The sequence below is a fragment of the Fictibacillus sp. 7GRE50 genome, assembly GCF_015903875.1.
Lineage (GTDB): Bacteria > Bacillota > Bacilli > Bacillales > Fictibacillaceae > Fictibacillus > Fictibacillus phosphorivorans.
Genome location: NZ_JACZDW010000002.1, coordinates 195,475 through 208,968 on the forward strand (window position 1 = coordinate 195,475; position 13,494 = coordinate 208,968).

Below are 13,494 nucleotides of genomic sequence, written 5' to 3' on the forward strand. Positions count from 1 at the left end.
CAAAAAAGCCGTCCAAAATCTGGACGGCTTTTTAAGTTACTCGTTTGTTTCACTTTTAGGTTTTTCTTCTTCTTTGATGTTGTAATCATATTTAGAAGGATCAACTGGCTTGAATCCTTTGACTTTGTGGAATCGAAGCAAGTCTCCATAAACGGTACGGTCAGATAGATCCAACTTTGTCTCTGCTTCTTTTTCGATGGCTTTGATTTCTTTTGTTTCCTTAACAGGCTCACCAGTTTTAGAGTCGTAATACTTACCGTCAATTCCTGTTACGGTAGGTGAAACAAAATCACCGTTACGCAACGGAAGTACTTGATCATGATTCTTAGATAATAGATCAGTACCGAATTGAATGTATTCTTTCGTATCCATTCCTAACAAATGCATAAGCGTTGGACGAATATCGATCTGACCACCAACTTTATCTATGGTTCCACCCTTTAATCCTGGTGCATGAATAAATAATGGTACCTTTTGAAGTTGTGTGTTTTCAAAAGGCGTAATCTCTTTTCCGAGTACTTTTGCCATTGATTTATTACGCGTTTCGGCAATCCCATAATGGTCACCATACATCACAACCATCGTGTTATCGTATAGTCCCGCTTCTTTCAAGTCAGTAAAGAACTGTTGGAGAGCTTCGTCCATATATCTTGCCGTTTGGAAATAACGGTCTACCGTTCCATCTCCTGTTGTGTGAGGCTCGATTGTAGCTTCCTCTTCTGTAATCGGATAAGGAAAATGGTTTGATAATGTAATGAATTTAGAGTAGAACGGCTGCTTTAATGATTTCAGCATCGGCATAGATTCTTCAAAGAACGGCTTATCTTTTAGGCCATAGTTCTCTACATCTTCCTCGTTCATATCATAATGTTCTGCATCGAAAAACTTTTGATAACCAAAGCGCTTATAGATTACATCGCGATTCCAGAAGGACTTGTAGTTACCATGGAATACGGCTGTCGAATAGCCTTGTTGTTCCATAATGGCTGGTGCCGCTTGATAAGTGTTTTCGCCTTTTGTTGTAAACGCTGTTCCTTGTGGTAATCCATATAACGAGTTCTCAATCATAAACTCAGCATCAGCTGTTTTACCTTGTGATGTTTGATGATAAAAGTTGTTAAAATACAACGTGTTTTTATCTTGTGTTAACGAGTTTAAGAAAGGCGTTACTTCTTGTCCGTTCAATTTGTAATTGATCGCAAAATTCTGTAAAGACTCTAAGTGCAGATAGATGACGTTCATGCCTTTTGCTTTCCCAAAATATTCCGGATTTGGTTCAGCATGATTAGCTTTCACATAGTTCTCAACTTCTGTAACATCATCTGTGTCTGCGAGTGCACGCTGAGCGGAAGATTTTGAGCTTAGGACCGCGTCATAGAGCGTGTAGTTATACATTCCTAAATATTTCACGATATAGTTTCTGTCAAACGTTCTAGTCAACAACTGCGGACGATCCATTTCCGCTAACAATAAGTTTGCAGATAATGCAATGACTGCAGCTAGACCAACCGTTAAGATACTTTTACGTTTTACTTTGATTGGTTCTGGATTAATTTTCTTTGTTAAGACTAATACTAAAAGTACTACGATATCTAGGAAGAATAGGATGTCATACGGATTGAACAGAGCTCCAATACTGTTTCCGATCGTTCCTGCGTTCTTCGTCTGCGTTAATGTTGGCAGCGTGATAAAGTCAGTGAAAAAGCGGTAATAAAGCATATTTGCAAATAACATTAGAGTCATTGCCGTATTGATGATAATCATCCAAATGTAGGATTTTCTTCCCTTTGCAAATAAGGCAAAGCCTACAAATAAGAGTGCCGATCCAATTGGATTGATAAACAAGATGAATTCTTGAAATCCACCTTCAACTCCCAAATTAAATTCCGTTTTATAAGCGGCATAAGATTTTATCCAAACTAAAACAACTGTAAGCAGGAAAAATCCCATATGTTTGTTTAATAATTGTTTTTGGTTAATCATTCTATCACCTCTAAAGTTTCAGTAACCAATCTATCATTCTAGTTTATTTTTAGAACTTTATCAATTACTTTCGCGGAAAACAATATAAAAGATAGTACACCTTATTAACTAAAAAGTCAACGAAACATACCTTCCTCTATTTCCATGAGATATTATGGATATCAGAAAAAGCTACTCTACTTGAGCAGCTTTTTATCTATATGTCCGTCATGTATTTTTATGTTATTACGTACCACAAAATGTTCGATAAGGTCCTTCTGTTTCGGGTGGTAATGTAGTGTATTCTTCTTGTTTCTTAGAGTAATCGTACGGTACTGATAAAACATTGTGAAGTTTTTTCAGCACACTGTAATCACCGTTTCCAGCTGCTTGAATAGCCTCTTCCACCCTATGATTTCTTGGAATGACAGCTGGGTTGCTGTTTCGCATCAACTGAATAGATTCTTCTTTCGACTCTGACTGCCTTGCTTTTCTTTCTTCCCATTTATGGAGCCATGTCTTAAAGTCCTCGGCTTCAAAAAGTGCAGAACACTCGTTTCCCCCTAATGTTAAAGAACGGAATGTATTGGTATAGTCAGCTTTATAGGTAGTCATGAGCGAAAGTAATTCTTCTATCAGAGATTGATCTTCTTTCTCTTCATTATATAGTCCAAGCTTTGATCGCATTCCTCTAAAATAGTTTGCATGATACAGATCAGAAAAACCATATAGAACTTCTTGTGCCAATTCAACCGCTTTTTCTTGATCATCATGTAAGAGTGGCAATAAGGTTTCAGCAAATCGAGCGAGATTCCAACCAGCTATTCGAGGCTGGTTAGCGTAAGCATAACGCCCTTCTCTATCAATTGAACTGAAAACAGTTAGTGGATCATATTTGTCCATGAATGCACAAGGGCCATAATCAATCGTTTCTCCGCTGATTGTCATATTGTCGGTGTTCATAACGCCGTGGATAAAACCAACGAGCTGCCACTTCGAAATTAAATACGCCTGCTGTTCAATCACTTTTTTGAGTAAGCTCAAATATGGATTTCCGTCACTCTCCACTTCAGGATAATGACGCTTCAAACTATAATCTGCTAACTCTTTCAATTCATCGAGTGTTCCCCATTTTGATGCAAACTCAAACGTACCTACTCGCAGATGGCTTGCTGCTACACGTGTCATGATAGCACCTGGCAGAGCCGTTTCACGCATGATTGATTCACCAGTCGTTACAACCGCAAGACTTCGAGTCGTTGGAATTCCTAAAGCGTGCATCGCTTCACTCACAATATATTCACGAAGCATCGGACCAAGAGCTGCCCGTCCGTCTCCTCCTCTAGAATAGGGAGTCCTTCCTGAACCCTTTAGTTGAATGTCATAACGTTTCCCATCAGGAGTGATCTGCTCTCCTACCATTAATGCTCGTCCATCACCTAACATATTAAAATAACCAAACTGATGTCCCGCATAGGCTTGCGCTATAGAAGATCCACCTTCCGGAAGCTCGTTGCCTGCAAATACGTTTACAGCATCTTCATCTCGAAGGAATTCTGCGTTCAATCCAAGAGACATAGCCACCGATTCATTAAGCACAACTAATTTTGGTGAAACAACTGGATTTGGGTCGATGATAGAGAAAAATTTATCTGGAAGTTCAGCATAACTGTTATCTAAATTCCAGCCTTTTACTTTCGTCATGAGAAGAACACCTTCTTTTATATGATTATATCCTTGATTTCTAATTCCACCTTAACATATTAGATCTGTCCTTGTTTGTTATCAGTATATTACTCTGATTAGAAAGTAATTGATCATAAGAAAACTCGGAAAAATTTAATCCGAGTTCTGTCTAAACGATATCATTCCTTAAGCACTTAGTTTTTTCATAATAGCTGATGGATTAGAAGTAAACAAAATATAGGTTTGTTTTTTTGTCTCAATAAAAACCCGATCTGTCATTCCATACGGGAAACCGATACGGATAGCTTCTTTATCTTCTCCACCATATGTATCGTCTAATCCTACATTAAGAATTTCATCGGCAGGAATCTCTACCCTTAATAGCTGCCATCGAATAATAAAGTTGTTATCTATCTTTTTTACACTAACCTCAATCATTACTCTCCACCCCTATTTTTTGTATTACTATTATTACGTATTAGAAGATGGAAAGTTTCGGTAATCAGAGATTAAACTCGTTTTAATTCCCAAATCCACCATTTCGCCACGCTAATCCGACCATCTCCATCAACAAAAGAGGAATGGCAAGAATAATTGAAACAGCTATGGCCAGACCTCGAAAACCAGAGTTCTTAGGAGATCGAAAGGCAAAATACATGGCAGTGAGCACTCCTACCCACACAATCAACCTCCAGTATCCGATAGCAAAGGCATAAGTTTGTATAAATAAAAAGAACGCGACTGTACAAGCACTTACAAGTAATGAAATTGAACTAAATTTCCCTTTCTCTCTCAAACCAAACACCTCCTAATAGTCCATCGAATTTGCTGATTTCAAAAGATCCTCCATCTTAAATTCAGTACCCATTAACATCATCCCGTAATAAACATCGTCTTTCCTCCAACGAATGGCCATAACTTCAGATGATTCAGCTTCAATAACAACCTCAGTTCCATCTTTCAATTTTGTTGTCTTCTTCTCACCTTCATCATTAAAAGTTGCCTTTTTATTTAGAAACGTGGTTACATGAAGGACAGAACCTTTTTCATTACCATAAATAAATTCAGTATGTAAGATATCCCCTTTTGGATCTCCCGCCGGTTCTGCAGCATATGTTAATTGGACATCTTTTGGCTGAAAAGGAAGAAAATCTGGTGCTGCCATTTTATTCTGCACCTCTGTCGACATTTGCTCTATCTCTTTCTTTACACTCGGATAATTCATTTTCAGCTTTTCTACGGCTCCTTTTTCACTGCAAGCTGCCAACATGATTAAAAGTAAAAAGCCAAGTATTTTTTTCATACAATCACCTCTAATTCTCTATATTCTCCTTCTGGAATTTAATTCCTGTTACTGTAAATCACATTTATTAGAATGAAAAAAAGCTCAGAGTCACCATGACCCTAAGCTTTACCACAAACCTATATTTAATAATGTTCTATAAGATGAATTCCATTGATATTCTTGTATTTTTATACCCTAATTTCTTATATAACTGATAAGCGGCTTCATTTTCCCCAAAAACACTTAACCCAATAGAGTCTATACCTGACTGTTTTAACATACTTTGAAGCTTTTCTAATGTACCTTTTCCGTATCCTTTTCTTCTATAGAGATCGTCTATGAAAATATGATACACGTAGGCTTGATTGATTTCTGGTATCAACCCATACCAGAGGATTCCTACCTTTTCATTGGTTTTTGAGTCTTTAATTTTGTATAAATACTGACCTTCAGTAAACAATCCATCTTTCCATAGGTCCTTCATCATCATTTCTGATTCTTCTAATGCTGACTGTAACGATAGGTTAAAGTTCTTAGTGATTTCAAGGGCATAATCTGAAATCATGAATGTTTGATATTCCTTAAATTCTTGCTCAGTTAGTAGGTTTAAATGAATCATGCTATCTCTCCATTCTATTTTTTTATCATTAGAAGGGAGTAAACAGAGACATCATTCATAGAGAATCGGTGAAAATAAACATTAACCCTTCATGAATAAACATCTTTGTCTACTCATGAGACCATGTTACACAATTTGTATGTGACATTCTTATACGCTCCTTTAGCTTTCATATTCCAATAGAGTTAATTTTAACATAAAAATCCAATAAATGACTCAGTCCATTATTGAACCGCACGTTACATTCATAACGGCACCCGTTATTGCGCTTGCTCGGTCAGAAGCAATAAATACTGCTGCATCTGCAACTTCCTTTAATTTCGGAAGACGTCCTAGTGCTGTTCCTTCCTCCATATACGCCTGAATCTCATTATTATCTGGTTTCCATGTTTCTGGAATAGCGTCTGATCTTATAGCTACGACACGAATGCCTTTTGAACCGAGCTCACCGGCTAAGCTCCTTGTAAATCCTTCAATGGCTGAACATGCGGTCGCAAAACCTCCTGTTAAATGATAGGTTCGGTCTCTACCTGACAATACTGCAGTTGAAGCAGAGAGAGTTAGGATAACCCCTGATTTTTGGTTGATCATATGCTTTGCCGCTGCAGTACTTGTTAGAAAATGAGTTTGGACACCTGTCAGAATAGGAGTCATAAAGTCTTCCTTTGACATTTCAATTAGTGGAGTTCCTTGAAGGTCCCCACGTATTCCTATTGCATTAAAGGAAATATCTATTTGTCCTACATGTTGAACGATTCGATCCAGATGTCCTACTATTTCATTTTGATTCAGAGCATCTACTTTTGTAACTTTTGCTTTACCTCCAGCATTTGTTATCTCATCTGCTATAATTTGAAGAGAATCCATAGATCTTCCTGCCAGAAATACAGTAGCTCCTTCTTCTGCAAAAGCGCGTGCAACAGCACCGCCAATTGCACCACCAGCACCATAAACGACTGCGATTTTGTTTTTCAACAACATCTTCAGTCCTCCTTTTTTCATTCTTTCAATCAGTATTGCACCTAAACCGAAACTTTCATTCTTGTTATCCTCATTTCATTCAATAAAAAAAGTACATCCTCCTCCTTGGAGAATGTACTGACCGTTATCTATTTTAAAGACTTAACTTTTCTTTCACTTCTTTAATTTGAAGGATATGTCGTTGTTCATGATAGGCCACAAATGGAATCCATTGTTTTAAACTTATGTCACCGAAGATAGGATGAGGATAGCCTTTTGCTTCTAAATCTTTTGCATCAGCAGTCTTCTCGATATCTAGTAAATTTTTATGTGTCGCAGCCAATTTCATTTTTAGCTCTTCAATAGATGCATATTCTGAAGTTGGCACTGCAAATTCTGGAGCATCTACTTTAATATCTCTATTAATTGTTGCTTCGATCGGCTTCTTTTCTGCGTTTACCACTTTACCATTTTGAAGTTGATGGTTAATGTTTTTTGCGATTCCACCTTCCATTAAATATAGATGTTCCAAAATTTGCTTAATGGACCATTCATTTTCCGAAGGTTTTTGATTTAAATTTTCGTCATTTATTCCTTCCACTTCTGCAAACAAATCTTGGCGTATCTTATCATTAATTAGCATCTCTTCATCACCTTTAATGTATATGACTTGTCCTCGTAGTGTAGCATAATCAACTGCCATAATTCTCGTTTGAGAATTTTATCTCATCGTTTATCTAATAGATTCCTAATCATTTCAATACTTGTTCCGATATAACAAAGGGTTCTTGATGAAATAAATTTAATTATTATAGGAGTCACGTTTTATGTCTATCAAAATTCAAACGTATCTGTCCGTGAGCATCTCATTGATCATATTAGCCACATCATTATTTCTTAGTATCTTTATCAGTGATAAATCTAGCGAATTATTAGAAAAAGAAATAGGTAATTCTTTAGCTTCTTCAGCTTTTCAACTATCCCACAACCTTGATTCTTTTATGTGGTCCAGATACCAGGAACTACAAGTTTTGAGTGAACAGGAAGTTCTGAAAGACCCAAGAAGAATAAATGAAGCACAATTTCTGATCAATCAGCTTCAAAATAAAATTCCCTCCTTCTCTTGGGTTGGAATAACGAATCAAAAAGGAGTCATTCAAGCTTCAACAAAGAAACTCCTCATCAACCAAGATATATCTGCTCGTCCCGTTTTTCAACAAGCAACTGAACAGCCTTTTATCGGTGATGTTCATGATGCACTTTTGTTATCCAAACTGATTCCAACCAAGGATGGTTCACCCTTACAATTAGTTGATATCAGTACACCATTAACAGATAAAAATGGTGTTTTTCAAGGTGTGTTAGCCGCCCATCTCAGCTGGGAGTGGTCTAAAGAAGTGGAAGCTGCGATTCTAAAGCCCATTAAAGAGCAGAAAAAAGATGTGGAAGTGTACATAATCAGTAAAGAAGATACAGTATTATTAGGCCATAAAAATGATCTAGGTAAAAAAATAAAGATAAGTGATCTCGATAATAAAGGAAAGAGAAACGAGTGGAATTTTGTGCGTTGGCCAGATGGAAAAGAGTATGTGACAGGCTATGCTTTTGGCGACGGATATCAAAATTATCCAGGATTAGGCTGGACGGTTGTCATTCGTCAATCAGAACAAGCGGCTTATGCATCCGTCCAATATCTGCAAACATTCATTTTAGTCTGTGGTATTGTGATTTCTCTACTTATGGCTGTAATAGGATGGTTTATCACTAAGAGAGTTTCTCGTCCTCTTTTTGACTTGGCTATTTCTGCTGACAAGTTGAAAGATGGTGAGATCGTAGAGATTCCTTTGTTGCGAGGAATCAAAGATATAGAAGTTCTAAGTTCTTCTTTTAGAAGCTTAATCTCATCATTAAAACAAACAGAAAAACAGTTAGACAAGATGGAGAACATGGCACATACCGACTATCTGACAAGTATGCCGAATCGGTTAGCTCTTTTAGAGTACATGAATTCAGTTCGCTTTGATTGTTCTAATGGTAGCTATGGGGTGCTTTATTTGGACCTGGACGGTTTTAAATCAATCAATGATTCACATGGACATCATGCAGGAGATCTACTTTTAATAGAAGTTGGTAAGCGTATCATTGATTCATTAATAAAGAAGGAACATTTTGCAGCACGTTTGGGTGGAGATGAATTTGTAGTTGTACTTCCGATTCAGGAGAATTATCTGAATGAAATAACCGAGATCTCACAATTCCTCATAGACACTCTTAACCGACCATTTTTTATTCAGGAACATTCTATAAAAATTGGATGCAGCATGGGATCAGCTGAATGGGTAGCTCAGGACGTTTCACCACAAACCATACTTGAATATGCAGATGAGGCACTATACGTTTCAAAGAACACGGGTAAAAATAAGTTGAGTTTTTACCCATTTCGAAAAACATCATAAAATTGCTTCAAATAAAGAAAGCATCCGAATGAAGACATCCGGATGCTTTTTGTACTTATTTACTTTAATTGGCTAATGAAAGGTCCATAATTTCTTGGATTACGTTGCACAGATACCCATTTTAGAGTAGTGAATTCTTCTAACACCCACTCACCATTAAATCGACCAAGTCCTGAATCTTTTTCTCCACCAAATGGCATGTGAGGTTCATCGTTAACTGATTGATCGTTGATGTGAATCATACCCGTATGAATGTCATGAGCTATGTTTGTTGCATGTTCAATGTTTTTAGAATGAACGGCACCGCTTAGACCGTACGGATAAGCATTTGCCATTTGAACAACGTCTTCATCTTTTTCAAATGGAATTAGTATAGCTACTGGTCCAAAGATTTCATTCTTGGCTAACGGCATTTCGTTATTCACATCTGTTATTACAGTAGGTTCTAAAACATTTCCGTTTGCATCTCCACCAATGCGAATCTTCGCACCCTGTGAAACACTGTCTTCAATATCTTTTAAGATTCGATCAACTTGGTCTCTATTAATTAATGGACCAACGTTCGTATCTTTTTTGGACGGATCGCCAAATTTCAGATTGTTTGCTCGTTGAACAAAGGTTTCTGCAAATTCTTCATAAATGTCTTGATGTACAAAGATACGATTGATCGCCATACAGATTTGCCCTTGATGATAGAACTTTCCAAACAGCGCTGAATCTACCGCTTGATCAATATCTGCTTCTTTTAAGGCAATAAATACGTTATTTCCGCCTAACTCAAGAGCAGATTTCTTTAAGTTCTTACCAGCAAGTTCACCGATGTGTCTTCCGACTTCCGTTGAACCTGTAAACGAGATCAGACGTGGAGTTGGATGTGTAACAATTTCATCCCCAATTTCTGAACCGCGTCCTACAATAACGTTTATCAGACCTTTTGGAAGGCCAGCCGCTTCAAAAATACTCGCAAAGATTAATCCACCTGTAACTGGCGTGTCTGTAGCTGGTTTAATTACGACAGCATTTCCAGTCGCGATGGCAGGTGCGATGGATCGAATAGCCAGATGGAACGGAAAATTCCAAGGACTGATAATTCCAATTACACCTAATGGATTACGGTACACTCTATTTTCCTTCCCTGCTGTTTGTGATGGAAGAATCTTTCCTTCCATACGATAAGGATATGTTGTTGATTCTTTTAAAATATTGATAGATGCCCGAAATTCTGAGATAGCTTTCATATACGTTGAGCCTGATTCTTTGATGATCCAATCAATAATAAGCTCCTCATTCTCTTGCATAACGTCAGCTACTTTTTCTAAAACAGCACGCTTGTTTTGTGGAAGTTCGTTTGCCCATTCAGCTTGAGCAATTCTCGCCGCTTCATAAGCTTCGTCCAAGTCTTCTTTCGTGGCAGCTTGAATCGTAACAAGCTCTTCTTCTGTGAACGGATTCGTGTTTTTCATGAAGCTATCACTGCTTCCTTTTCTCCATTCGCCGTTAATATATATATTTGAAAAATCGGTGTTCATTTTATTCATCTTCATTTCCACTCCTTTTACTTACAAAAGATTAGTTAAGACCTTACTCCTATTTTTAGACGATGTAAATCAATCTGCTTATTACTTTACCCAAATACATATAGATACTACACATGACTAGTTGATCTAAAGTGTTTTACGGTACGTGTTTTTATATTTGTTACATGTTCTCCGATAAAAGGAGTGTAATCACCTAAGAATTATTTTGAGCACCGGTAAACACTTAACTTTCACTGATAATGTTAACCTATTCACCTGAGATCAAGGCACCTTCACCTGTAAATATACTGTTTAATGTTGCAGGCGTACTCAGCTAATACATTCTGAACCTAATCCTTAAAGAAAAAGAAAAAACCGACACTAAATTGGGTATTAATCGTACCCATAGTGTCGGTTTTAGTAGAAAAATTTTAAGCTGTAACTGATTTAGTTGATGTTTTGTTACCTTTTTCAATCTTATTTACTGCTTCAGCACTTGTATCGACGCGTTTGACGAAAAAGGCTAGCACTAAAGCAACGATGTTAATTCCGAATGCAACTAAGAATGAGTATTGAATTCCTGACAGAAGAGCTTGCTGTGTTAATGCAGCGGTTGAGGCTTCGGTAATCGTCGCTGGATCTACTCCGCTCATTAAGCTTTCTGCTTCTGTTTTTGTAACAGTGTTCATAATCGTGACTAGTATCGCTGTACCGATCGAACCGGATACTTGCTGTGCTGTATTATTAACGGCTGTACCGTGCGGATTTAAGCTCGTTGGAAGCTGATTAAGACCATTCGTCATAATCGGCATCATGACCATTGATAATCCAAACATGCGCATGGAATAGATCAGTATGATGTAAGAATAAGCCGAATCAGCTTGTAAGTGAGCGAGCATATAAGTTGAAACCGCAGTGATTGAAAGTCCGACAACCGCTAAAGCACGCGGTCCAAATTTATCAAAAAGTTTACCAGTAATCGGAGACATGATACCCATAATGATTGCTCCAGGAAGCATCATCAACCCTGAATCTAACGGCGATATGCCTCGCACGCTTTGGACGTAAGCTGGTGTTAAAATCATGCCTGAAAACATGGCAACTGCATTAACAATCGCAATAACGGATGCAAGAGCAAACATTGGATACTTATACACTCGAATGTTCAACAATGGTTCATCTAACTTAAGTTGTCGTAGGATGAAAATAATTAACGCTATACCACCAATGATTAGTGTTGATAGAACAACCGTATCTGTCCATCCGTCCGAACTCGCTGTGCTACATCCGTAAAGAATGCCACCAAAACCGATGCTAGACAACACGAGTGAAAGATAATCTAGTGAAACATTTTTGTTTTGCTTCATCACGTTTTCAAGCTTCCACACTGCAAATAGTAAACTCAGGATAGCTAAAGGCAGAATCATTTCAAAAAGCAGACGCCAGTCGTAGTATTCTACAATATACCCCGACAAAGTTGGACCGATTGCAGGAGCTGTGATCATAACCAAACCAAAGATCCCCATCGCAATGCCTCGTTTTTCGCGTGGAAAACTAACGAGCATAACGTTCATTAGGATTGGTCCCATCACAGATGAACCTACAGCTTGCACCATTCGTCCAGTTAATAACAAACCAAAGTTAGGAGCAAAAGCCGATAGCGCTGTACCGATTGTAAAGATAGCCATCGCTGTAATAAATAACATTCTATTTGAGAATCGAGTGATTAAAAATGCCGAAGCCGGTATCAAAACACCGCTTACTAGCATGAATCCGGTTACCAACCATTGAACGGTCGAATAGTCTTTAACATTTAAATCCACCATGATGGTAGGCAATGCTACGTTCAGCAATGAATTGTTTAAGAAAGCTACGAACGCTCCAACGAACAAGATCGCAAGCATCAAATAGGGCGGTTTTTTATGTTGTAAAGTGGAATCTGTATTCCCCATGTCATTTCTCCTCTGTATTAAAATAATTACTTAACTTTATTAAGTTTATACCCTCAGTATAAAAATATCAACTCTTTTATACCGTTAGTCTAAAAGCGTTGTGTTTCCATCTCAAGAAATTTATACTAGCTATAAGGGTTGGACTTAGGAGGAACAAATGAATAACAGGAAAAGAAAAGTTGCTGACACCGCTTTAAAGCTTTTTATAGAAAAAGGTATTCAGCAGACTTCTATACAAGAAATCATTGATAAAGCAAATATATCTAAAGGTACGTTTTATAACTATTTCTCATCAAAAAGTGACTGTATCGCAGACATATTAGAATTTTTACGCTATGACGCCAGTCAACAGCGAATAGCCGTTCAGATAGGTAAGGATACAGGCGATCGGGATGTTTTCATTGAACAAATTGTAATCATTATGCGATTAAACCAGGAAAGAAACCTTCAGCCACTTTTTGAAGCGATTCTATCTTCTAATGAAGCTGACCTCAAAAAACTCGTTATGCAGCACCGGTTATACGAGATGGAATGGATTTCCGATCGTTTTATTGAGATCTTAGGCGACGAAGTTCGGGAGCATGTTTTTGAAGCTACCATCCTGTTCTTCGGAATGATGCACCATATGTTGTTTACACTAAAAATTACAAATACGACATACTCCTTAGAGCATGTCGTTGATACACTTCTTTCTTATATTGAATTGATCGTACCGAAGATGATGACGAACGAATCTGTTCTCATCCCTCTTTCAGCTATTGATTTACTTCGTACAAACGCAAATAAAAAACAAGTTAAAATAGATGACATTCTATCACTCGCTGATCAACTGCAGCAGGATTATACCTTTACAGAAGAACAGCAAGACCTTTTTGATGCGGTCATGAGTGAACTTCAACGTGAGCGTATTCGTAAGATTGTTCTTCAGCCATTATTGAAGCCATTTCAAAAGTGCTTTGAAGAATCACCTATTTCTTCTCAAGCTCAAACGTTTACTAATTTGGTATGGTACTTTTTAAGAAATCTGAGTTAAAGAAGAAGGCTGGTCGGTGTATTC

12 protein-coding genes are annotated in these 13,494 nt (G+C 37.6%); 2 read left to right on the plus strand and 10 right to left on the minus strand.

Annotated elements, in window-relative coordinates; genetic code table 11:
- Positions 1 to 36: 36 nt before the first annotated feature.
- The 8 genes from IHV12_RS08125 to IHV12_RS08160 form a co-directional block, all read right to left on the minus strand.
- The gene (locus tag IHV12_RS08125) at positions 37 to 1,983 is read right to left on the minus strand and encodes an LTA synthase family protein (protein ID WP_197190520.1); all 1,947 of its coding nucleotides are present in this window, start codon (positions 1,981 to 1,983) and stop codon (positions 37 to 39) included.
- Positions 1,984 to 2,208: 225 nt separating this feature from the next.
- On the minus strand, positions 2,209 to 3,666 hold the full coding sequence (locus IHV12_RS08130) for a protein adenylyltransferase SelO (RefSeq protein WP_197190521.1): 1,458 nt from the start codon (positions 3,664 to 3,666) through the stop codon (positions 2,209 to 2,211).
- A 168-nt stretch (positions 3,667 to 3,834) separates the two neighbouring features.
- The gene (locus tag IHV12_RS08135) at positions 3,835 to 4,086 is read right to left on the minus strand and encodes a hypothetical protein (RefSeq protein ID WP_197190522.1); all 252 of its coding nucleotides are present in this window, start codon (positions 4,084 to 4,086) and stop codon (positions 3,835 to 3,837) included.
- 82 nt (positions 4,087 to 4,168) lie between these two features.
- Entirely contained in the window at positions 4,169 to 4,444 is a 276-nt protein-coding gene (locus IHV12_RS08140; RefSeq protein ID WP_197190523.1) for a hypothetical protein, read from the minus strand.
- 12 nt (positions 4,445 to 4,456) lie between these two features.
- A complete protein-coding gene (locus IHV12_RS08145; protein WP_197190524.1) occupies positions 4,457 to 4,951 on the minus strand; it encodes a hypothetical protein in 495 nt (164 codons plus the stop codon).
- A gap of 136 nt (positions 4,952 to 5,087) precedes the next feature.
- Entirely contained in the window at positions 5,088 to 5,552 is a 465-nt protein-coding gene (locus IHV12_RS08150) for a GNAT family N-acetyltransferase (RefSeq protein ID WP_197190525.1), read from the minus strand.
- Positions 5,553 to 5,768: 216 nt separating this feature from the next.
- The gene (locus tag IHV12_RS08155) at positions 5,769 to 6,533 is read right to left on the minus strand and encodes an SDR family NAD(P)-dependent oxidoreductase (protein WP_197190526.1); all 765 of its coding nucleotides are present in this window, start codon (positions 6,531 to 6,533) and stop codon (positions 5,769 to 5,771) included.
- 133 nt (positions 6,534 to 6,666) lie between these two features.
- Entirely contained in the window at positions 6,667 to 7,215 is a 549-nt protein-coding gene (locus IHV12_RS08160; protein ID WP_197190527.1) for a DinB family protein, read from the minus strand.
- A gap of 124 nt (positions 7,216 to 7,339) precedes the next feature.
- Between IHV12_RS08160 and IHV12_RS08165 the strand changes: the two genes are divergently transcribed.
- Positions 7,340 to 8,968: a diguanylate cyclase domain-containing protein gene (locus IHV12_RS08165; protein ID WP_197190528.1), complete on the plus strand. Its 1,629-nt coding sequence runs from the start codon at positions 7,340 to 7,342 to the stop codon at positions 8,966 to 8,968.
- A gap of 59 nt (positions 8,969 to 9,027) precedes the next feature.
- On the opposite strand, the gene IHV12_RS08170 is transcribed toward IHV12_RS08165, so the two are convergent.
- On the minus strand, positions 9,028 to 10,497 hold the full coding sequence (locus tag IHV12_RS08170) for an aldehyde dehydrogenase family protein (RefSeq protein ID WP_197190883.1): 1,470 nt from the start codon (positions 10,495 to 10,497) through the stop codon (positions 9,028 to 9,030).
- 419 nt (positions 10,498 to 10,916) lie between these two features.
- On the minus strand, positions 10,917 to 12,437 hold the full coding sequence (locus IHV12_RS08175) for an MDR family MFS transporter (protein WP_197190529.1): 1,521 nt from the start codon (positions 12,435 to 12,437) through the stop codon (positions 10,917 to 10,919).
- Positions 12,438 to 12,594: 157 nt separating this feature from the next.
- Between IHV12_RS08175 and IHV12_RS08180 the strand changes: the two genes are divergently transcribed.
- A complete protein-coding gene (locus IHV12_RS08180) occupies positions 12,595 to 13,470 on the plus strand; it encodes a TetR/AcrR family transcriptional regulator (protein WP_197127266.1) in 876 nt (291 codons plus the stop codon).
- Positions 13,471 to 13,494: the final 24 nt, after the last annotated feature.

Excerpts from the sequence above, each read along its gene's own strand:
- IHV12_RS08125 (WP_197190520.1), bottom strand. The coding sequence starts at position 1,983 with ATGATTAACCAAAAACAATTATTAAACAAACATATGGGATTTTTCCTG.
- IHV12_RS08130 (WP_197190521.1), bottom strand. The coding sequence starts at position 3,666 with ATGACGAAAGTAAAAGGCTGGAATTTAGATAACAGTTATGCTGAACTT.
- IHV12_RS08135 (WP_197190522.1), bottom strand. The coding sequence starts at position 4,086 with ATGATTGAGGTTAGTGTAAAAAAGATAGATAACAACTTTATTATTCGA.
- IHV12_RS08145 (WP_197190524.1), bottom strand. The coding sequence starts at position 4,951 with ATGAAAAAAATACTTGGCTTTTTACTTTTAATCATGTTGGCAGCTTGC.
- IHV12_RS08150 (WP_197190525.1), bottom strand. The coding sequence starts at position 5,552 with ATGATTCATTTAAACCTACTAACTGAGCAAGAATTTAAGGAATATCAA.
- IHV12_RS08155 (WP_197190526.1), bottom strand. The coding sequence starts at position 6,533 with ATGTTGTTGAAAAACAAAATCGCAGTCGTTTATGGTGCTGGTGGTGCA.
- IHV12_RS08160 (WP_197190527.1), bottom strand. The coding sequence starts at position 7,215 with ATGGCAGTTGATTATGCTACACTACGAGGACAAGTCATATACATTAAA.
- IHV12_RS08165 (WP_197190528.1), top strand. The coding sequence starts at position 7,340 with ATGTCTATCAAAATTCAAACGTATCTGTCCGTGAGCATCTCATTGATC.
- IHV12_RS08170 (WP_197190883.1), bottom strand. The coding sequence starts at position 10,497 with ATGAACACCGATTTTTCAAATATATATATTAACGGCGAATGGAGAAAA.
- IHV12_RS08175 (WP_197190529.1), bottom strand. The coding sequence starts at position 12,437 with ATGGGGAATACAGATTCCACTTTACAACATAAAAAACCGCCCTATTTG.
- IHV12_RS08180 (WP_197127266.1), top strand. The coding sequence starts at position 12,595 with ATGAATAACAGGAAAAGAAAAGTTGCTGACACCGCTTTAAAGCTTTTT.